The sequence below is a fragment of the Geobacillus zalihae NBRC 101842 genome (assembly GCF_001544135.1).
GTDB classification, from domain to species: Bacteria; Bacillota; Bacilli; order Bacillales; family Anoxybacillaceae; genus Geobacillus; species Geobacillus zalihae.
On sequence record NZ_BCPV01000028.1, the window covers coordinates 17759 to 37202 of the forward strand.

The 19444-nt window shown below is 53.9% G+C and carries 24 protein-coding genes; 1 reads left to right on the top strand and 23 read right to left on the bottom strand.

The window, feature by feature from the left end; translation table 11 throughout:
- Positions 1-17: 17 nt before the first annotated feature.
- From ndk to GZ1_RS09540, 15 genes are all read right to left on the bottom strand, one after another.
- On the bottom strand, positions 18-467 hold the full coding sequence (gene ndk / locus GZ1_RS09465; protein ID WP_013524132.1) for a nucleoside-diphosphate kinase: 450 nt from the start codon (positions 465-467) through the stop codon (positions 18-20).
- A 98-nt stretch (positions 468-565) separates the two neighbouring features.
- Positions 566-1528 carry a heptaprenyl diphosphate synthase component II gene (hepT, locus tag GZ1_RS09470; protein ID WP_015375272.1) on the bottom strand — a complete coding sequence of 321 codons (963 nt, stop codon included), beginning with the start codon at positions 1526-1528 and terminating at the stop codon, positions 566-568.
- A 15-nt stretch (positions 1529-1543) separates the two neighbouring features.
- On the bottom strand, positions 1544-2248 hold the full coding sequence (gene menG / locus GZ1_RS09475) for a demethylmenaquinone methyltransferase (protein ID WP_011231696.1): 705 nt from the start codon (positions 2246-2248) through the stop codon (positions 1544-1546).
- 4 nt (positions 2249-2252) lie between these two features.
- A complete protein-coding gene (locus GZ1_RS09480; RefSeq protein ID WP_060788373.1) occupies positions 2253-3032 on the bottom strand; it encodes a heptaprenyl diphosphate synthase component 1 in 780 nt (259 codons plus the stop codon).
- 115 nt (positions 3033-3147) lie between these two features.
- The gene (gene mtrB / locus GZ1_RS09485; protein WP_011231698.1) at positions 3148-3372 is read right to left on the bottom strand and encodes a trp RNA-binding attenuation protein MtrB; all 225 of its coding nucleotides are present in this window, start codon (positions 3370-3372) and stop codon (positions 3148-3150) included.
- Positions 3373-3384: 12 nt separating this feature from the next.
- The gene (gene folE / locus GZ1_RS09490) at positions 3385-3951 is read right to left on the bottom strand and encodes a GTP cyclohydrolase I FolE (protein WP_013144889.1); all 567 of its coding nucleotides are present in this window, start codon (positions 3949-3951) and stop codon (positions 3385-3387) included.
- A 128-nt stretch (positions 3952-4079) separates the two neighbouring features.
- A complete protein-coding gene (gene hbs, locus GZ1_RS09495) occupies positions 4080-4352 on the bottom strand; it encodes a non-specific DNA-binding protein Hbs (RefSeq protein ID WP_008879623.1) in 273 nt (90 codons plus the stop codon).
- 774 nt (positions 4353-5126) lie between these two features.
- A complete protein-coding gene (spoIVA, locus tag GZ1_RS09505; RefSeq protein WP_011231701.1) occupies positions 5127-6605 on the bottom strand; it encodes a stage IV sporulation protein A in 1479 nt (492 codons plus the stop codon).
- Between the two features lie 156 nt (positions 6606-6761).
- A complete protein-coding gene (locus GZ1_RS09510; protein WP_011231702.1) occupies positions 6762-7484 on the bottom strand; it encodes a YphF family lipoprotein in 723 nt (240 codons plus the stop codon).
- Positions 7485-7501: 17 nt separating this feature from the next.
- Positions 7502-7705, bottom strand: coding sequence for a DUF2768 domain-containing protein (locus GZ1_RS09515; RefSeq protein WP_011231703.1), 204 nt, complete (start codon positions 7703-7705; stop codon positions 7502-7504).
- Positions 7706-7885: 180 nt separating this feature from the next.
- Positions 7886-8920, bottom strand: coding sequence for an NAD(P)H-dependent glycerol-3-phosphate dehydrogenase (locus GZ1_RS09520; RefSeq protein ID WP_020756800.1), 1035 nt, complete (start codon positions 8918-8920; stop codon positions 7886-7888).
- A gap of 209 nt (positions 8921-9129) precedes the next feature.
- Complete coding sequence (der, locus tag GZ1_RS09525; protein WP_013144887.1) at positions 9130-10440, bottom strand: ribosome biogenesis GTPase Der; 1311 nt, start codon at positions 10438-10440, stop codon at positions 9130-9132.
- Between the two features lie 208 nt (positions 10441-10648).
- The gene (locus GZ1_RS09530; protein ID WP_020754086.1) at positions 10649-10834 is read right to left on the bottom strand and encodes a capping complex subunit for YIEGIA; all 186 of its coding nucleotides are present in this window, start codon (positions 10832-10834) and stop codon (positions 10649-10651) included.
- Entirely contained in the window at positions 10824-11726 is a 903-nt protein-coding gene (locus GZ1_RS09535) for a YIEGIA family protein (protein ID WP_020754085.1), read from the bottom strand. The genes GZ1_RS09530 and GZ1_RS09535 overlap by 11 nt, the downstream gene beginning before the upstream one ends.
- Positions 11723-12319 carry a YphA family membrane protein gene (locus GZ1_RS09540; protein ID WP_033004841.1) on the bottom strand — a complete coding sequence of 199 codons (597 nt, stop codon included), beginning with the start codon at positions 12317-12319 and terminating at the stop codon, positions 11723-11725. The genes GZ1_RS09535 and GZ1_RS09540 overlap by 4 nt, the downstream gene beginning before the upstream one ends.
- Positions 12320-12444: 125 nt before the next feature.
- Between GZ1_RS09540 and GZ1_RS18245 the strand changes: the two genes are divergently transcribed.
- On the top strand, positions 12445-12579 hold the full coding sequence (locus tag GZ1_RS18245) for a YpzI family protein (protein WP_013144883.1): 135 nt from the start codon (positions 12445-12447) through the stop codon (positions 12577-12579).
- 177 nt (positions 12580-12756) lie between these two features.
- On the opposite strand, the gene rpsA is transcribed toward GZ1_RS18245, so the two are convergent.
- The 8 genes from rpsA to prsW form a co-directional block, all read right to left on the bottom strand.
- Complete coding sequence (gene rpsA / locus GZ1_RS09545) at positions 12757-13920, bottom strand: 30S ribosomal protein S1 (RefSeq protein ID WP_060788374.1); 1164 nt, start codon at positions 13918-13920, stop codon at positions 12757-12759.
- A 179-nt stretch (positions 13921-14099) separates the two neighbouring features.
- Positions 14100-14693, bottom strand: coding sequence for a lysophospholipid acyltransferase family protein (locus GZ1_RS09550; RefSeq protein WP_053414682.1), 594 nt, complete (start codon positions 14691-14693; stop codon positions 14100-14102).
- The gene (cmk, locus tag GZ1_RS09555) at positions 14690-15364 is read right to left on the bottom strand and encodes a (d)CMP kinase (protein WP_033004840.1); all 675 of its coding nucleotides are present in this window, start codon (positions 15362-15364) and stop codon (positions 14690-14692) included. Before cmk ends, GZ1_RS09550 begins: the two co-directional genes overlap by 4 nt.
- A gap of 98 nt (positions 15365-15462) precedes the next feature.
- On the bottom strand, positions 15463-15642 hold the full coding sequence (locus GZ1_RS09560; RefSeq protein WP_020754079.1) for a YpfB family protein: 180 nt from the start codon (positions 15640-15642) through the stop codon (positions 15463-15465).
- A gap of 52 nt (positions 15643-15694) precedes the next feature.
- Positions 15695-16363 (bottom strand): flagellar brake protein, encoded by a 669-nt coding sequence (locus GZ1_RS09565; RefSeq protein ID WP_013144878.1) that lies wholly within the window; start codon positions 16361-16363, stop codon positions 15695-15697.
- Between the two features lie 154 nt (positions 16364-16517).
- Positions 16518-17861 (bottom strand): germination protein YpeB, encoded by a 1344-nt coding sequence (gene ypeB, locus GZ1_RS09570; RefSeq protein ID WP_060788375.1) that lies wholly within the window; start codon positions 17859-17861, stop codon positions 16518-16520.
- Between the two features lie 15 nt (positions 17862-17876).
- On the bottom strand, positions 17877-18671 hold the full coding sequence (sleB, locus tag GZ1_RS09575) for a spore cortex-lytic enzyme (protein ID WP_060788376.1): 795 nt from the start codon (positions 18669-18671) through the stop codon (positions 17877-17879).
- 91 nt (positions 18672-18762) lie between these two features.
- On the bottom strand, positions 18763-19440 hold the full coding sequence (gene prsW, locus GZ1_RS09580) for a glutamic-type intramembrane protease PrsW (protein ID WP_015375279.1): 678 nt from the start codon (positions 19438-19440) through the stop codon (positions 18763-18765).
- Positions 19441-19444 lie beyond the last annotated feature (4 nt).

Genomic DNA, 19444 nt, shown 5'->3' on the forward strand with positions numbered 1-19444 from the left:
GGCGGCCGGTCTTCGCATCAGTACAGCCATGCATTGATCTGTTTCGAATAGCTGACGAGCTCTTCTTCTTTAAAGAACAAGCTGATTTCGCGTTCGGCGCTTTGCGGCGAGTCGGAGCCGTGGATGACGTTTTTGCCGACCGTCAAGCCGAAATCGCCGCGGATCGTGCCAGGGGCAGCCTCCTGCGGATTCGTTTTCCCCATCATTTGCCGGGCGGCGGCGATCACGTTCTCGCCCTCCCACACCATGGCAAACACTGGCCCCGAGGTGATAAAGTCGACAAGCTCGCCGAAAAACGGGCGCTCTTTATGTTCAGCGTAATGTTGCTCGGCGAGTTCGCGCGACACTTGCATCAGCTTCGCGCCGACAAGCTGGAAGCCTTTTTTTTCAAAACGGGCGACAATCTCGCCGATCAAATTGCGCTGAACCCCGTCCGGTTTTACCATGATGAATGTCCGTTCTGCCATTCGCTCTCCACCTCTACTGTCGTATGTACTGGGAAACGGATTCCCACCCATCATAGTATCATTGTTTTCCGCCGTTGGCAACAGCGTCCTTGAAAGCGCTAATAATCCCTTTTCCCAATGTAGAGGGCGAGATCATGAAGCAGCGTGCGCGCTTCGTTGGCCGGCAGCTCGCCAAGCAGGCGAAGCGCCTTTTCCAAATAGCGGTCGCTTAGCGCATACGATCGTTCGATGGCGTCTGTCTGTTTAATGGCCGCTAGCACCGCCGCCATCTCCTCGGCATCCGTGTCCGCGTTGACGGCCGTAATTTTTGCCCGCACCTGTTCATCACAAAGGGCATACAGCACGGGGAGGGTGACGTTTCCTTGCTGCAAGTCGCTTCCGGCCGGCTTGCCGAGCTGCTCTTCCGTGCCGGTGAAATCGAGAATGTCATCGGTAATTTGAAACGACATGCCGACGTAATGGCCGAACCAATACAGCCGGTTGGCCACCGCCTCCGGCGCGCCGGCGGCAAGGGCGCCAAGCTGGCAGCTGGCGGCGATCAATAGCGCCGTTTTTCGGCGGATGCGCCGCAAGTACGTGCGAAGCGGCTGATCAAATCGGTATTTATCCTTGATTTGCTCGATTTCCCCGTGGCACACTTCAACGATCGTTTTCGCCAGCACTTGATGAGCACGGGGGCTGTCAAGCTCCGCCATCCGCTCAAGCGAACGGGCGAAGAGGTAATCGCCTGTATACATGGCAAAGCGGTTGCTCCATCTCGCCTTGATCGTCGGCCGGCCGCGCCGCACGTCGGCGTCATCGATGACATCGTCGTGAACGAGCGATGCCATATGGATGAGTTCGAGCGCTACGGCTACATGTTTAATCCGTTCGAAATCATAATGACCAAAGCGGGCGGACAGCAAGACAAAAACGGGACGGATCCGCTTTCCGCCCGCTTGCAATAAATGGAGCGCCGCTTCCCCGAGCGGCCCGTATTCGGATCGGACCGTCCGCTCCAGCTCCTCTTCGACCGCCGCCAAATCATCGCTTAAAAACGAATACATCGCCTTTAACTTCATGGTGTTCACCTTGACTCATCGTTTATAGCCTAAATGCATGGCCGCTACGCCGAACGTGTACGGTTTGACCTCGACATCGACGAAACCGGCTTCGCGGAACATCTCGGCCAGCTCGTCCCGCCCTGGAAATTCGCGCGCCGATTCCTGCAGCCACGAGTATTCCTCATAGCTTTTCGCCAACAGCTTGCCAAACAGCGGCATAATAAACCGAAAATAAAAATAGTAAAGCTGGCGGAAACCAAACAACGTCGGCTGCGACGTTTCCAGACAGACGGTCATGCCGCCCGGCTTGGTGACGCGGTGCATTTCCTTAAGCACCGTCATATAATCAGGAACGTTGCGCAAGCCAAAGCCGATCGTCACATAATCGAACGAATTGTCGGGAAACGGCAGCTGCATGGCGTTGCCATGAATGAGCTTGACATTGCCGAGGCCGCGCGCCTTCACCTTTTGTTCGCCGACTTTCAGCATGTTTTCGCTGAAGTCAAGGCCGTACACTTCCCCCTCCGGCCCGACCGCCTCAGCCAGCGCGATCGCCCAGTCGGCCGTTCCGCAGCAAACGTCGAGCGCCCTTTTCCCTTTTTGCACATTCATCCTCCGCATGACGTCTTCGCGCCATTTCAAATGGCGGCGGAAGCTGATGACAGAATTCATCCGGTCATAATGTGCAGAAATTTTTTCAAATACGCGATGGACTCGCTCTTCTTTCGATTGATGCATCGTTCTACCCTTCTTCCACCGACTTTTTGACGATGGCTTGAAATCCGCCGGCAAGTTCCGCCATGCGAAACCGCAGCAGGTCGTTCATCGGCAAATTCGCCGCCAGCAGCGCTTCCTTGCAATGGTCAATATAACGCTCGCAAAGGCGAAGCAAATGCCGCCTTTGTTCTTTCGTCAGCCCTTTGGCCCATGGAAAGGCGATATGCGCCATTTGCTCAAACAGCATGGATGACCCCGTGCGGACGAACGCTTCCTGCTCGAGCAGCAAGCGCCGCAACAGCAAGTAATGGCCGGAAAATCGCCCCCATTGCGGCGCCCCGATGCGCTCGGCAAGCTTCGCAAGCAACGCCGACTCGATCGTGCCGACCGCGGCGAACAGCGTCTCGATCCGCTCCACCTTTTTTTCATACAGCCGCACTTTTTGCTCATTCATCTCGCGGACCGCTTCGGCGAACAAACGGATGAGCGCAACATCGCCCGAGCGCGCCAGCAAGTCGTAATAAAGCCCGCTGTACAAGTCGCCGGCCAAAACGACAAGCTGCCGCGTCCGCAAATCGCCGCCGCGGTCTGTCACCTGATCATGGGTGTCAAGGGCGATTTGCATGAGCATCATGGCGATGATGCACCGGTCCGGCTCATTTGGCGCCGCCGGAGCATCCATCATCATCGACAGCGAAAGCAGCAGCCGGTCTTCATCAACAGCCGGCGCCGGCACATGCGCGCGCAAATACGAATGGTCAAGCAGCCGTTCGATTTGTTCCTTCAATGACGCCAATTTCACCATGATGTCATTCACTCTTCTCACCCTTGTCCCCCAAAAAATATCCGCACCGCCATGACGGACTCCATTATAACATAATTTTGTCGAAAACGCTCTAGTTTGCTAGAAATTTGCCGGTTTACTTTTTCCCTTCCGATTCAACCACACCGTGGCGCGTTTGAATATACGCTTTTCCTCTCACTTTGATCGCCGACGTATGTTCCGTGAACTGAGCAATCAACACTTCGCCTTTGTCAAGCTTTTCCGAATGGTGAAATCTTGTGTCCGCGCCGCGCGTCAGCCCGATGACGTTCACCCCGTCTTCGAGCGCTTTAATGACGACAAAATCACTGTTTGTGTACATCCTCTTCCCTCCTTACGCTTTGATTAACGAAAGCACTTCAGCGCGGGCGTTGGCATCTGTTTCAAACACGCCGCGCACCGCTGTTGTCACTGTTTTGGCTCCCGGTTTTTTCACCCCGCGCATCGTCATGCACATATGCTCCGCCTCAACAACGACCATCACCCCATGCGGCTCAAGCGCCTCGACGATCGAATCAGCGATCGTTGCCGTGATGCGCTCTTGCAGCTGCGGGCGGCGCGCCACCGCCTCAACGGCTCGAGCGAGCTTGCTCAGCCCGGTCACTTTCCCTTCCCGCGGAATATAGGCGACGTGGGCAGCGCCAAAAAACGGCACTAAATGGTGTTCGCACATCGAATAAAACGGAATATCTTTGACGAGCACAAGCTCCTCATGTTCCTCGCTGAATACGGTTTGAAAGTGTTGCTTCGGGTCTTCCTGCAGCCCAGCGAACACCTCGGCATACATTTTCGCCACCCTCTTCGGCGTATCGACGAGCCCTTCGCGGTTTGGATCTTCCCCGATCGCCTCAAGAATGAGGCGGACCGCATATTCAATTTGCGCAAAATTGATCTCTGGCATACAAACAACATCCTCCTGCATCATAAAAGCTGCATGTAATCCGATTCTAGCATAGGGAGCCAAAAAAAACAAAAAAGAAGGGCCGGTGGATCACCTGCCCTTCCCTCCTGCGCTCCTGCTATGTAGGCTTACTTGACGGCATCTTTCAATGCTTTGCCCGGTTTGAATGCAGGAACTTTGCTTGCCGGAATTTCCATTTCTTCGCCCGTTTGCGGGTTGCGTCCTTTCCGGGCGGCGCGCTCGCGCACTTCAAAGTTTCCAAAACCGATTAATTGCACTTTATCGCCTTTTCGCAGCGCTTCTGTAATCGAATCAAACACCGCATCAACGGCTTTTGTCGCATCTTTTTTGGAAAGACCGCTTGTTTCAGCGACTGCGTTGATCAATTCCGTTTTGTTCATGCCATTCACCTCCTCCCAAGGGGCTGGTCTTGTTTACTACCATTTGTGCACACTTTTCTGCTTTTCTATACATAGACATCCAATTCCAGCGGCAAGAAGGCCCGCGCGCCGCGCCGGCGCAGCCAATCATTCTATGTTTGCCCCGCGACAGTCCGCCTAAGATGCGTCTATGCCGCCGGCTGAAGCCCCTTCCCAACAGTTTGGGCTCCTCCTGTTTTCGCCGGGCGCAAACGAAGCCAAGGGCGAGGAAAACCGCCTTCTTCCCGCCAACAGGCGGTGACATGCCTAATCTTAACCAATTGACCGCGGAAATTCAACATCTTTTTTCGCAAAAACGGCCAATTTTAGGCATATTTCACCAAAACAACGATTTCAGATAAAAGATTACCATAACGCCATGCCCATAATCAAGTGCCAATCCTGATTTCTCAAGGGTTTTGGCGATTTTTTCCCTTTGCCACTTAGCAACTGAAAAAATGGCATCAAAAAAGCTCCCTTGTCGGGAGCTTGGCGCGCGGCCTCCGCTTTTCTTTCTGTCTAGCTGCGGCGCCTAGCTCTCTTCTGCCAAATAACCTTCCCCCTCGGGGTGCAAGCACCCCCTGCGGGTGAAGAACATTTGGCTTCGAGAGCTAATCTCGGCGCCTCCGCTTTTCTTATTGTCTAGCTGCGGCCGCTAGCTCCCTTCCGCAAAATAACCTCCGCCCTCGAAGTGCAAGCACTTCTGCGGGCGGAGAACATTTTGCCTCGGGAGCTTGGCGCGCGGCCTCCGCTTTTCTATAAAATAATCGCGATGAGGCCGCCAGAGCCTTCGTTGATGATGCGCTCAAGCGTTTCTTTCAGCTTGTAGCGGGCGTTTTCCGGCATGAGCGCGAGTTTCGCCTGAATGCCTTCACGGACGATGGAGCTGAGCGAGCGGCCGAAAATGTCAGAGTTCCAAATCGACAGCGGATCGTCTTCGAAGTCTTGCATTAAATAGCGGACGAGCTCTTCGCTTTGCTTTTCCGTGCCAATGATCGGGGCAAACTCCGATTCGACGTCAACTTTGATCATATGAATCGACGGCGCAACGGCTTTCAAACGGACGCCAAAGCGCGACCCTTGGCGGATGATTTCCGGTTCGTCAAGACTCATGTCAGACAAAGCGGGCGCAGCGATGCCGTAGCCGGTTTGTTTGACCATTTTCAGCGCGTCGGCGATTTGGTCATATTCCGCTTTCGCATGGGCGAAGTCTTGCATGAGCTGAAGCAGATGGTCTTTGCCGCGAATCTCGACGCCGACGATTTCTTTTAAAATTTGATCGTACAGCTCATCCGGTGCATACAAGTCAATTTCGGCGATCCCTTGCCCCATTTCGATGCCGGCAAGCGCCGCTTTTTCGATGAAATCGTACTCGGCAAACTGCTGCACAACCCGGTCGACGTCGCGCAGCCGTTTGATGTCTTTGACGGTGTCGCGCACCGCTTCTTGGTAGCTTTCGCGCAGCCAATGATCTTCGCGCAGCACCATCACCCAGCTCGGCAAGTTGACGTTCACTTCAAGCACCGGGAATTCATATAATGCTTCGCGAAGCACGTTATACACGTCGGCTTCGCGCATGCTTTCCACGCTCATGGCGAGCACCGGAATGTCGTACTTTTCGGCGAGCTCGCGGCGAAGCGCCTCGGTTTCCGGATGGTGTGGCCGAACGGTGTTGACGATCATAATGAACGGCTTGCCGACTTCTTTGAGCTCGCTAATGACCCGTTCTTCCGCTTCGACATAGTCTTGGCGCGGAATTTCCCCGATCGTGCCGTCCGTCGTAATGACAACTCCAATCGTCGAATGTTCTTGGATGACTTTTCTTGTCCCGATTTCCGCCGCCTCTTGGAACGGGATCGGCTCTTCATACCAAGGCGTGTGGATCATCCGCGGCCCGTTTTCGTCTTCATATCCTTTTGCGCCGGGCACGGCGTAGCCGACGCAGTCGACAAGACGGATGTTGACTTCAAGACCCTCATCAACTTTCACCGTCACCGCCTGGTTTGGCACGAACTTCGGTTCTGTCGTCATGATCGTCTTGCCGGCGGCGCTTTGCGGCAGTTCATCTTGGGCGCGCGCTTTATCGGCTTCGTTTTTAATGTTCGGAATCACGACCAACTCCATAAACCGTTTAATAAACGTCGATTTTCCGGTGCGGACGGCGCCGACAACCCCTAAATAAATGTCGCCGCCGGTCCGCTCGGCGATATCTTTAAAAATATCGACCTTTTCCAAATGACTCCCCTCCAGTCCTTCGGTCGTTATAAGAAACAGTGGAATGAGCTAGCATAGTCGGACACTATATGCATATGATGTTGTCCGATTCGGTTATGACTAAAATAGAAAAAATCCCTTCTCTAGAATGTATTTTCCTAGAGAAGGGAAGATGACTCATTTTGTGAAAAAAATCGGTTCATTCGTCTTGGCGTCGATCGTATAGGGCAACGAATACGCCGGCACAAACAGCGAATGGTCGGTCAAAATCGGGCGAATATCGTCACCCGGCTTGTAGTGGTGCGGATATTTTTTCAACGCCGCATACAAATCAGAACGGTAGTCAATGTAAATTTCTCCATTCCCGTCGATGACAAACGGCAAGTTGTTGCCGGAAAACGGGCTGACGACATAAGGCGGCTCTTTATAGCCGAGCTTTTTGTAATCGAGCGTAAATACGCCCGGCGCAACGACGTCTTGAAACGGCGGATATTTATGCTTGTCCGTGTACATGCTAAGCCGCAGCTTCAGATCGCGGATGCGTTCGGCTAAGCGCAGATCAAGCAGCTTGACCGTCGGGTTCGTTTCCGCATCGATGATCATATACTGGAAGACGCCCCCGCTTTCATAGGCGTTTCCCGGCGGCTCCTGCATATAGCGGGGAACGAGCTTTTGAAAATCGACTGGATACTTCAAATACATCGGCGTGTTCATGTCGCGTGTTTTAATCGGCAGAAGCCCGCCGGTCGCCTTCCGGTACTCATCCACCGCCGATTGGACGGCCGCCACTTGGTCTTTGTAAGGAATTTGGTTTTGTTTCAGCCGCTCTTGTGGATACAAGCAGCCGGAAAGCAGCGCCAAACATATACATGACAACAACAAGCGAGCGATTCGTTTCATCTTTCCCACCTTTTTGCCTATTGCGGTGTCGGTCCGCTGAATACGACGAAAATGATGATGATGCCGGCGAAAATCAAAAGAATGTAGGCGACGAGCGCCAACAGAAAGCGAAGCCATTTCATCTTGACTTTGTAGCGGCTTAAGTAAATGAAGCCGACGGAAATAAACATAAACACCATCGAGGCGATGGCGATCCACATTTTCGCTAACGCCGGTGACATGGACGCTCCTCCTTTTTTTCGACAACTATCATTATAGCATTGGCAAAAAAAAGCTGAAGTAAAGCGGGGCTTTCTTTACTTCAGCATCCCCTCATACCCTTCCGGAAGCTCAAGCCGATGATGGTTCGCCATATTGTATGCAGAACGAAGACGACTTGTACCGCCATTGGCCTATTTTCATCATTCTTGTTCGGCAAAAATGTTGTTTAAGTCATCCATTTCTTCTTTTTTTCCGCGCGCCATGAGCGAATCGACCGCCTCTTTCGGGTCTTTTCCCGCAAACAATACGTCATAGAGAGCTTCGGTGATCGGCATCTTCACACCAAGCTCTTTCGCCAGCTCATAGGCGGCTTTTGTCGTTCGCACCCCTTCGACGACCATCCCCATGCTCTCAAGCACCTCGTCCAGCTTTTTTCCTTGGCCAAGCATGTAGCCGGCTCGCCAGTTGCGGGAATGAGCGCTCGTGCACGTGACAATCAAATCGCCGACTCCCGTCAAACCAGCGAATGTCAACGGATTGGCGCCGAGGGCGCAGCCGAGGCGGGCAATCTCGGCGAGCCCGCGCGTAATGAGGGCCGCTTTGGCGTTATCCCCGTAGCCAAGCCCGTCGCTGATGCCGGCGGCCAAGGCGATGATATTTTTCAGCGCCCCGCCGACTTCGACGCCGATTAAATCCGGGTTCGTATACACGCGAAAATAGTGATGGTTCATAAAGATGTCTTGAATGCGGCGCGCCGCTTCCATATTGGGCGACGATACCGCCACGGTCGTCGGGTGGCGGAGCACAACTTCCTCGGCATGGCTCGGCCCGGAGAGAACGACAACATCTGCAAGCCATTCCCCCATTTCCTCGGCGACCATTTCCGACACCCGCTTATGCGTCCCTGGTTCGATTCCTTTGCTGACGGCAACAATGGTGATCGGCTTGGCCAAGCAGGCGCGCACGTCCGCAAGCACCGTACGGATCGCTTTCGTCGGCACGGCGAGCACAACGATCGCAACGTCGTCAAGCGCAGCGCAAAGGTCGTCATAGCCGATAATGGCGTCCGGCAGGCGAACGCCTGGCAAATATTTTTCATTTGTCCGCTTTTCGTTGATTTCGTTGATCTGCTCGGTCCGATGACCCCAGAGCCGGACGTGGTGCCCATTGTCAGCCAGCACGAGCGCCAACGCCGTCCCCCAGCTTCCAGCCCCCAATACGGCGATGTTCTCCATCGTTTTCCACTTCCTTTATCCGATTGTCGCAACCTTGAAAAATAGCAATCGCGCCGCCTCTTCGCTCCTGTTCGTCCGACTTTCGCGGCGGCGACACATGGCTTACGCTCCTGTGACACCACCCACGCAGAACCAAGCTTTCCTTGGTTCGAGCCTCTTCGCCGGCCCCGCAGCGCGTGTCGCTGATGGGCGCGCGGCCTCCGCTTTTCTTATTTCCGCGGGCGGGCGATGATTTTAATCGGCGTGCCTTCAAAACCGAATGCATCGCGGATGCGGTTTTCCAAAAACCGTTCATATGAAAAATGCATCAGTTCCGGGTCGTTGACAAACGCGACAAACGTGGGCGGTTTGACGGCGACTTGCGTCATGTAATAAACTTTCAGACGCCGCCCGTTATGCGTCGGCGTCGGATTCATCGCCACCGCATCCATGATGACTTCATTGAGCACATTTGTCTGGACGCGCATCGCATGATTGTCGCTCACAAGCCGGACGAGCGGCAAGAGCTTATGCAGCCGCTGCTTCGTTTTCGCCGATACGAACAAAATCGGCGCATAGTCCAAAAACGGAAAATGGTCGCGAATCTTCCGCTCAAATTCGACCATCGTTTTGTCGTCCTTTTCAATCGCATCCCATTTATTGACGACCAAAATGACACCGCGACCCGCTTCATGCGCGTATCCGGCGATTTTTTTGTCCTGCTCGATGATGCCTTCCTCAGCGTTTAACACAACAAGCACGACGTCCGAGCGCTCAATGGCCCTTAACGCGCGCAAGACGCTATATTTTTCCGTGCTTTCGTAAATTTTTCCTCGTTTGCGCATCCCTGCCGTATCAATGATAACATATTCCTGCCCTTCGCGCACAAATGAGGTGTCGACGGCGTCCCTCGTCGTACCGGCGATGTCGCTGACGATGACCCGCTCCTCACCTAAAATGGCGTTGACAAGCGACGATTTGCCGACATTCGGCCGGCCAATGAGGCAAAACTTAATGACGTCTTCTTCATACTCTTGTCCACCGCCCTTTGGAAAATGACGGACAACAGCATCAAGCAAATCGCCAAGCCCTGTCCCATGAGCTCCGGAAATCGGATACGGCTCCCCAAAGCCCAGAGCGTAAAAGTCGTAAATCAAATCACGCATTTCCGGATTGTCGATTTTGTTCACCGCGAGCACAACCGGCTTATTCGACCGGCGGAGCAGCTTGGCCACCTCTTCATCAGCCGCAGTCACACCGTCCCGGCCGTTCGTCATAAAGATGATGACATCCGCCTCATCGATGGCGATTTCCGCCTGCTGGCGAATTTGCACAAGCAGCGGCTCGTCGCCAATGTCAATGCCGCCGGTATCGATCAAATAAAACGAATGGTTCAGCCATTCGGCTCGGCTGTAAATGCGGTCGCGCGTCACTCCAGGCACGTCTTCGACGATGGAAATGCGTTCCCCGACAATGCGGTTGAAAATCGTCGATTTTCCTACATTTGGACGGCCGACAATGGCCACGACTGGATTTGCCATGCTACCACCCTTTATCTTCGTTTTCTCCTTACCTTTGTCGCTGAAAAAAAACGCCCTTTTCGGAAGGGCATCGGTCCATCAACGCCAAGGGCACTTGACTGCGAGGCTAGGAAGGAAATGACTTTTTGCCAATCAAGTGCATCTTTTAGCGATGAACCAGGGTAGGCTACAACTGCTTTATTTTATCAAAAAGCGAAACGCTCAACAACTAATGTTTGACGATAATAAGGAGCCCCTCGCTCAATTCATGGGCGATGCCATCCAAAATCGCCTCTAAATTCGCGGCGATCTGTTCCATTTCCTCTTTCGTTTGGCAAATAAAGATCGGCGCACCGCCGGCGACGCGCCCGCCGTTCATCGTAATGACGGCCAAAATTATTTTTTCATGCGTCATCGCCGCTCCACCCCTTCCGCTTCCAACGCCGTTTCTTCGGCATGCGGATGGCGCTCTCAAGCACCGGCACGTTTTCGATGACAGCCTTCGCCTTCTCGACATCCTCGACTTGCGGCAAAATAAAAATGCCGACGCGTCCGTCATTCAAATCGCGCTTGGCGAGCGGCACGAGCGCCGGCGTTCCCGAGTCGCGGTAAATGCCGAGGGCGGTCGATACATCATGCAAAATCGCCTGCCGCTGCCCAAGATTGGCGATCGTCGTGCGGGCGTTGAAATTTTTCGGCGTTAAAATAAACCCCATTCCATAGCGCAAAATTTCTTCGCGCCGCGCCGGCAAGCCGATGTTCATGATATAGATGTTGTCAACATACAGCCCTGCCCCTTCAAAATGCGGCTTGACATATTGGACCTCGGCAATGTCTTTCAGCCGGCTTCCGCTCATAAACCGCCGCGCCGTCATAAGGCCGATGATACTGGCGGCAAGCGCGGCCCAAATGTCCCATACTAAATAAAAGAGCGTCGATAAAAAGGAGACGAAAATGACTAAATAGTTCCGCCCTTCAAACACAATCGCGATGCCTTCGATGTATGTTTTTCCTCTCGGCACCAGCTCATACTGATCCAACTCGTTCAACGTATTGCGCTCCATATTGCGTACGTCGCGAAATTGTGAGGCGGCCAAGGCCAAAAACGTGATCGCTGCGAACTCTTTTTCCATAATCGCCGGCACGGCGACCGTTCCCAGGCCGGCGGCAATGGCCCCTAAGGCGATATGGATTGTCCGACCGTGCAAATACGTCGGGTATTGCCGGTAATCGGTGCGCAACAAATAAAGCCGCGTCAACACCCCAGCGGCAACACCGTATAAAATCGGAAACGTGTATTCGTTCACGGCTGCCTCGTCCTCCTTACAGGCCGTTTTTCCTCAAGCTGCAGCGAGAAGAAGCGGATCGATTCCCAAACGAGCAAAGATGATGCGCTAATGGCGAGCGCATCCAAAAAGGAAAACGACCCAAGCACATAACCCGGCGCCATGCGCAAGATGGACATGGCGTACACCACTTCCCCTTGACAGCCGCCGAGCGCCAGACAAAGAAGGCGGGCGGATATGCGGCGGTGGAACAGACTGCTGATCAAGGCCATCCACCAGCCAAGCATCCATTGGCCATCAAGCCAAATCCAGACCGGATCAAACAAGGCAAGCAGACGAAAAGCGGCATAGGCAAACGCCAAGCCGGACGCTGACAGCGCCATCCGCAGCCATCCGCATGGCCGCTGTGTGACCGCCGCGTAACAAGAGAAGAAAAAAAGCACAAAAAAGGACGCCGCCATATGAATGGGACTGATCTTCACCGTCATCGAGGCCGAACTGATCATGAAAAGCGAAAATGCAGCCAGCTTCGTCCGCTCGACGGTCTTTTTCATCAAAAATGTCGCTGCAATCCATAACGCCCAAAAAAAGAAATAAAAATAAGCTCCTTCCATCTTTTCCACTCCTTATTATGTTCATTATGTCATCTTTTATGAACGTTCATTCCTGTATAGAAAAAACAGCATTCGTTCATAGTAAAAATGATCGCTGTACCGAAGCAGAAAGGAGCCATGGCGAAATGGGAAAAGATCGACAGGAAAAAAAGCTGAAGCAATCGCGGCGCGTCGAGTCAGATCGGGATCAGTCCCTCTCCTATAAAGGAGCGGCTCGGCTCGACACGCCGGAGGAAGCGCGGGAACGGAACCGCCATTAAGAAAAAGCGGTCCTTCTCTTCCCTTGCGGCCGCCCTTGTCCCGATGCGAGCAACAGCCGCACAATTCCGTTGCAATGAATCAAGCAAAAAAGCTCCCTCCGTCCAGATGGCTCAAGCCATCGGACAGAAGGGAGCTTTCGCTTTGTTTTGCCAGCTAGTTGATCTTGCGGCTCTGCATTACTTTAATTTTTTCAGCTGCTCGCCAATCACTTCGCCGAGCTGAAAGCCGCGCGTTTCCGACGTTCTTGTGTATTGGCTGTAATCCTCGGCCGGCGCGGCCGCCTCTTCCTCAAGCAGCGCGCGGATGCTGAGGGAAAGGCGGTGATCCGCTTCGTTGACGTCGAGCACTTTCGCCTTCACCACGTCGCCTTCTTTCAGCACTTCATGCGGCGAGCCGATGCGGCGGTTGGCGATTTGCGAAACATGCACCAATCCTTCGACGCCTGGGAAGACTTCCACAAACGCGCCGAATGAAGCGAGCCGTTTCACCGTCCCGGTGACGACATCACCCGGTTTCACTTTTTCGCCGAGGCCTTCCCATGGGCCCGGCAACGCTTCTTTGATCGACAGCGACAGGCGGCCTTGTTCCGGGTCGACAGCCAACACTTTCACTTTCACCGCATCGCCTTCTTTCACCACTTCCGACGGATGAGCGACGCGCGTATGGGAAAGCTGGGAAATATGTACGAGCCCATCAAACCCGCCGACATCGACAAAGACGCCGAAATCGGCAATGCGGCGGACGACGCCATCCAACACTTGCCCCGGCTCAAGGCGGGAGAGCAGTTCTTTTTGCTGCCGCGCTTGTTCTTCCTCAACGACCGCCCGATGCGACAAAATGACGCGGTTTTTCTCGCGGTCAAGCTCGACGACTTTCACGGCGAGCGTTTTTCCTTTATAATCGGAAAAATCTTCGACGTAATGCGGCTCGACAAGCGACGCCGGGATGAAGCCGCGCACTCCGACATCGGCGACAAGACCGCCTTTGACGATGTCTTTAATGACTGTTTCAAATGTTTCGCCGCTTACAAATTTGCGCTCAAGATCTTCCCACGCCCGCTCGGCGTCCACCGCTCTTTTCGATAAAATGAGCAACCCTTCTTCCCCGTCTTTTCCTTCTTCCACTTTTTTGACTTTGGCCGTCACTTCATCGCCGACAGCGACGGCATCGCTCGGTTTTTCAATATGCAAGTTCGACAGCTCGCTGATCGGAATGATGCCGCTTTGCTTGCTGTTTTCCACCTCGACCAGCACTTGCTTGTCCTCAAGCTTCACCACTTTGCCGCGGACGATATCGCCCACTTCATACACATTGACTTGCACATTCATCTCTTCTGTCATCGCAAAAACCCTCCTTCATCGACTGACAACTGTCAAAAGCGCTCCTCGCGCCGAGGCCGCGGCCGGCTGTCGGCAAAATAAGGACGCTTTTCTAGTTAGTATACCATATTTTCTCAATCAACATGTACTATAATGCTCATTGAGGCGGCGGAAGGGATGCCTCAAACAGCCTGTTCCTTTCATGCCCGCTGATGCTCTTCCAGCAGCCGGCGGATATGATCCATAATGTAATCGGCCGCTTCTTCTGGGCTCGCTTTCCGCGCGCGCAGCGGCGCCATATCGACCGGCGCTCCGTACACAACCTTAAGCGGCACAAACGGACGGTACGGGCCGACAATGGCGCACGGGACAACGGCGGCATCGGTGCGCAAAGCGAAAAAGCCAACGCCGGGCAGCGCCTTTTTCAGCCGGCCGTCTTTGCTGCGCGTCCCTTCCGGAAAAATGCCGAGCACTTCGCCTTGCTTCAGCACCTCAAGCCCCGTGCGCAGCGCCTGGCGGTCGTTCATGCCGCGCTTGACAGGAAAGGCATGCAAGCTTTTGACGAGCGTTTTCACGACCGGAGCACGAAACAGCTCTTCTTTCGCCATAAACCGAATCGGCCGCGGCGCCGTAATGCCGATGACCGGCGGATCTAGGTTGCTGATATGGTTGGCGCAAAGAAGCACGCCGCCTTCCTTTGGAAATTGTTCAATCCCGATCGTTTGAATGCGGTAAAAAGGGGTGAGCACTCCCTTGACGATCCCCTTGGCGAATGAATAAAAGTCCACCGTCATCCAATCCTTTCGTTGACAATCTCCATAATCCGCTCCACCACTTCCTCAACCGACAGCGATGTCGTATCGATTTCCACCGCATCCGGCGCCTTGCGAAGCGGCGCTGTCTCCCGTTCCGAATCGAGCCGGTCGCGGCGGGCGATCTCTTCTTTCAGCTTTTCAAGATCGGATGGAAAGCCGCGCGCAAGATTTTCCTCATGCCGGCGCCGCGCCCGCTCCTCGACCGACGCTTTCAGGAAAATTTTCACTTCGGCGTTCGGCAGCACATGCGTTCCGATATCGCGCCCGTCCATGACGACGCCGCCCCCTTCCGCCAAGGCGCGTTGGCGGGCGACCATCTCCTCGCGCACAAGCGGATGCTTCGCGACAAGCGACACCGCATTCGTCACCGCCTCACCGCGGATGATGTCGGTCACATCGTCGCCATTGACTAGGACGATCTGTCCATGCGGCGACGGTTTCAACTCAATCGATGTATCGCGAAGCAGCGACAGGAGCGCCTGCTCATCATGGATGTCGACGCCGCATGCAAGCGCCCGGTACGTCAGCGCGCGATACATGGCGCCGGTATCGATGTATACGTAGGAAAGCCGCCTAGCGATCCGTTTGGCGACCGTGCTTTTTCCCGCCGCGGCGGGTCCGTCGATCGCGATGCTGATTCGTCGTTTCATCATTTCCTCCTGCTTTACCGAAAATCGCTTGATGAGTGCACAAAGAAAAATGCAGGAAAACCCTGCATGTTTCCATGTTCATTGTACCATATCCGCCGTCAACGGTCGACGGCCGTTTCAACTGTTTTCGTTTTTTCCGGCTTGGCTACCCCTTCGTATTCGTACACCTTGCCGATATACAAGGGCGCTTTCGTGTACAACACAAGCCATTGGGCGACTAGCAAACAAATCGCCTGGATGACGACAAGCTTCCACAACAGCTGTTCGATCCGTTTCATGGCGCAAGCCTCCTGCTTCCCATTTTTTCTAGCAGTATTCCACGCGCCCAGCTCATTTATTCTGTTCGTTCTCCCATTTTCTCTCCTCAAGCTGCCGTTCAAAGCTGTAGCGAATGAGCCGGACGCGGTCTTGGGGGGCGAGGTCTGTGAACTCCACCGACATTTTCGCCATGCCGCGCTCGTCATCAGCCATGCGCACAATCGACGCCTTCGTTTGCACGTAATGGTATTCGCCGGAGCGCATCGCCAACACGAGCCAAAGCTCGACCGCCATGCCGGGGCGAAGAAGCGGAGCGTGCGCCGGCGGCACAAGGAGGGCGGCGCCGCCGGCGCTGATATCCACCGTCATCGTCACAAACGGAGCGAACTCGCTGTCAGACGGATGGACGGCCGCATCGACATTCGCTTTCACCCGCACATAACGGCGGCGCTGGATGCGCACGACGTATTCCTCGCCCGGGTAAGCCAAGACGACCATCGGCAACGGATCGCGGATTTTTCCCTTCACTTCGGTATCAAACATGTATAAACCGCCGTCTTGACCGACAAAAGTCGCTTTAAACTGCATCCCGTTCAACAAATAAACGGTTTTTCCACTCTGTTCATCGATCGGATAGCTGATATGAACCGCCCCGTCAGCAACGGCGAGCGCTTTGCTTCGGTATTGCCGCGCTGAGCCGTCCGACGGCTCAAGCCGGATCGAATCTCCGATTTTGATCATCATGGTTCCTTTTCCCCTTTTCAGTCAGCTGCCGAACCGGCGATCGTTTCGCTGACCCGCATGATGTCCCATGACGATTATACCATACCGTCCGGCTGCCTTTGACCAAAAAAAGAGGAAAAGCCGACAGCCCCAGCTTTTCCTCCCTTTGTTTTCATCTGTAATTCGGCTCCACGCTTTCAAGCTTCTCGACTTTTTCTTCAAGGCCGGTTGCGGCGTTAATGAACAGTTGATACGTTTCATCGCCAAGCGTTCCTAAAAACTCATAGCAAAGCACCGGTTTTTGCAAATCGTTCATAATGACCGCCTGGCGCTCTTCCATCACTTTCAAATGTGGGTTTACCTTTTTCTTCACCGCCTCGACGGTGAGCGTCGGTTTGGGCAACGGACGCGGAATGGACGATGACAAATAGTCGCGCGCCGTAAAGCCGACGACATGGCCGTTGTCAAGCGCCACTTTCATTTGGATCGCTTCCGGGTAAATGCGGACGCCGTTTTCGCTTTTGACAAATGTCAGCACGGCGACATTATCGTATTGCGTGCTGTCGTACAATTCAAAGCCGGTGAATTGATGCCGTCGCAAAAACGCCATCCCACGGTTGGCCGCCTCATGCAAGCTGATCTTCGGCTTGCCGATTGGCCGGCTGTTTAACGCCCAAATCGGATATCCGCCGTTTTTCGTCACATCCATATAAATGTCGCCCTTTGTTTTCGGATCGTGAATCGTTAAACTGTAAAAACGCTCATCCGCCCCATTGCCGCTGTCCGTCACCTTGATTTTCTCTGTTCCTTTTAAGCCGAGAAACTCGCGGGCGATCCGTTTCGCCTCGTCTTTGGAAATCGGGCGCCCTTTCGCGCGGACAAAGCCTTTTTCCTCATTGGCGAGGCCGATGAACGACGGGCCGAACTCGGACGAACTTGAGAATGTATCAACATTTTTCTCCACTGCTTTCAAGCCGTCAATAATGATGTTGTCGCCTTTCTCGTCGTTCGTCGCCAGCGCCAGTTCGACGTCCATCCAGCGCAAATTGTTTTCCAGCACTAAATGCTGCACGTTGCGCAACTCTTGGCGGATCGCGCCAGCGCTTTTGTACAGCGCCTCGAGCGTCTTATACTCTTCTTTCGTCAATGGTTCTTTTTCCAAATCGCGCACGGCCGTCCGGTAGCTGAACTCGCCGATTTTCGATAAAAACTCTTGCGTCTTGTTAAACGGCAAAAGAGACAGCGGCAGTTGGCCGACATCAGAATGGGCTTCAGACGCGATTTTCCACACTTCGGCGAGCGCCGGCGACAATGAAGCGTGCGAATTCATTGCCAGCGTCGCTCCAAGCTTGTCATGCAGCAAATCGATCTGATAGGCTAAATCGTGAAACGCGCGCTGGTAATTGTTTTCCGCATGAATTAAGATCGCGTTTTTTTCCTGATGCTCGCGGTAGCCCCAGTAGCCAGTGCCGACGACAGCGACGACAAGCGCTGCAATCAGTAAGTTTCGCACCATCTCGTCTCCCTCCTTTTATTTGCAAAAAATATGGTTTCCAATCCGCTTGATTTGCGGGCGGCTCCAAATCCAAGCGCTCGTCGCCGTGGCTGGGTTAAAGTAGTAAATCGCTCCGCCGGTCGGGTCCCAGCCGTTGATCGCATCCAACACCGCTTTTTTCGCCGTTTCATTCGGCGTCAGCCAAATTTGCCCATCGGCGACCGCGGTAAACGCGCCGGGCTGAAAAATCACCCCAGCGACCGTATCCGGAAACGACGGATGCTCCAGCCGATTTAAAATAACGGCGGCAACCGCCACTTGCCCGATGTACGGCTCGCCGCGCGCCTCGCCGTAGACAGCGTTCGCCATGAGCCGAATGTCGTTTTGCGAAAACCCTTTCGGCACATTGGATGCTGTCGTTTTCACCGTTCGCCCGCCGCCTCCGCCGCGTTTTTTCACCTGCTGGCTGAGCGGAATGCCGCCGTAATGGGTGAAATCGTTTCCTTGGCGGATTTGCTCTTTCACAAACTGCTCGTAATATTTTGAAGCGTTCACAAGCTTCCGTTTCGTCTCCGATCCGGCTAGTCCATCGACCGGCAAGCCGTATTCGTATTGGAAATTGCGCAACGCCCAATACGTTCGCCAGCCAAACACGCCGTCAATTTTGCCGTTGTAAAACCCAAGGTATTGCAGCCGCGCCTGCAGTTCAATGACATCATCGCCAACTGCTCCACGCTGAATCACTTGCGGGGAAAACGCGAAAGCATGGCCTGATGGGTAAATGTATGTCCAAACAGCCAATGCGATGAATAGAACCCATTTTCTTGCCATATGTGAACCTCCCGTCAACAATCACCGTTTTTACCCCTATTTTCCTTCCGTTTCCCTTTTTTATGCGAAAAAAAGAAAAAAGCCAAAGCTTTTACGCTTGGCTTTTCACAGGCGGCACCGCTTGAGGGCGGGCGTATCCTTTCGCTTGTTTTACTTTGCGCAACGCCGCCCACCATAAGGCGAGCATAAACAAACCCATGTAATAGCCCCAACGCTCTTTGGCGAGCAGCAGCCAGTCATAGACGCCATGAAGGAAAAACGGCAACAAAAACGACGCCCATAAATAATAGCGGCGCTTTTTTACGGCAAACTTCGCCTTGCCGAAATAAAACCCCATGATGACGGAAAAGAGCGCATGACTGGACACCGGCAAAAGCGCCCGGGCAATGGCCGTCTCCACTCCGTTGGCCAACAAGTACAAAATGTTTTCCAGCGTCGCGAATCCAAGCGAGACGCTGGCGCTGTACACAATGCCGTCATACGGCTCGTCAAATTCGTCGTGGTCATACACAAAAAAATAAACGACAAACCATTTGACAAACTCCTCAAGGAGCGCAGCGGAAAGAAACGCCTCGGCTGCCGGCGACGCGACGATCCCTTCTGCCGACAGCACGTATTGGATGAACATGATCGGAAACACAAGCAAGACGCCGAACAAAAACATGCGCAACACAAACGAAAGCGGCTCAGCTTCATACTCGTCCTTTAAATAAAAATAACTAAGCAGCGCCACCCCGGGGGCGACGCCGGCGGAAATCAACGAAAACATCCTC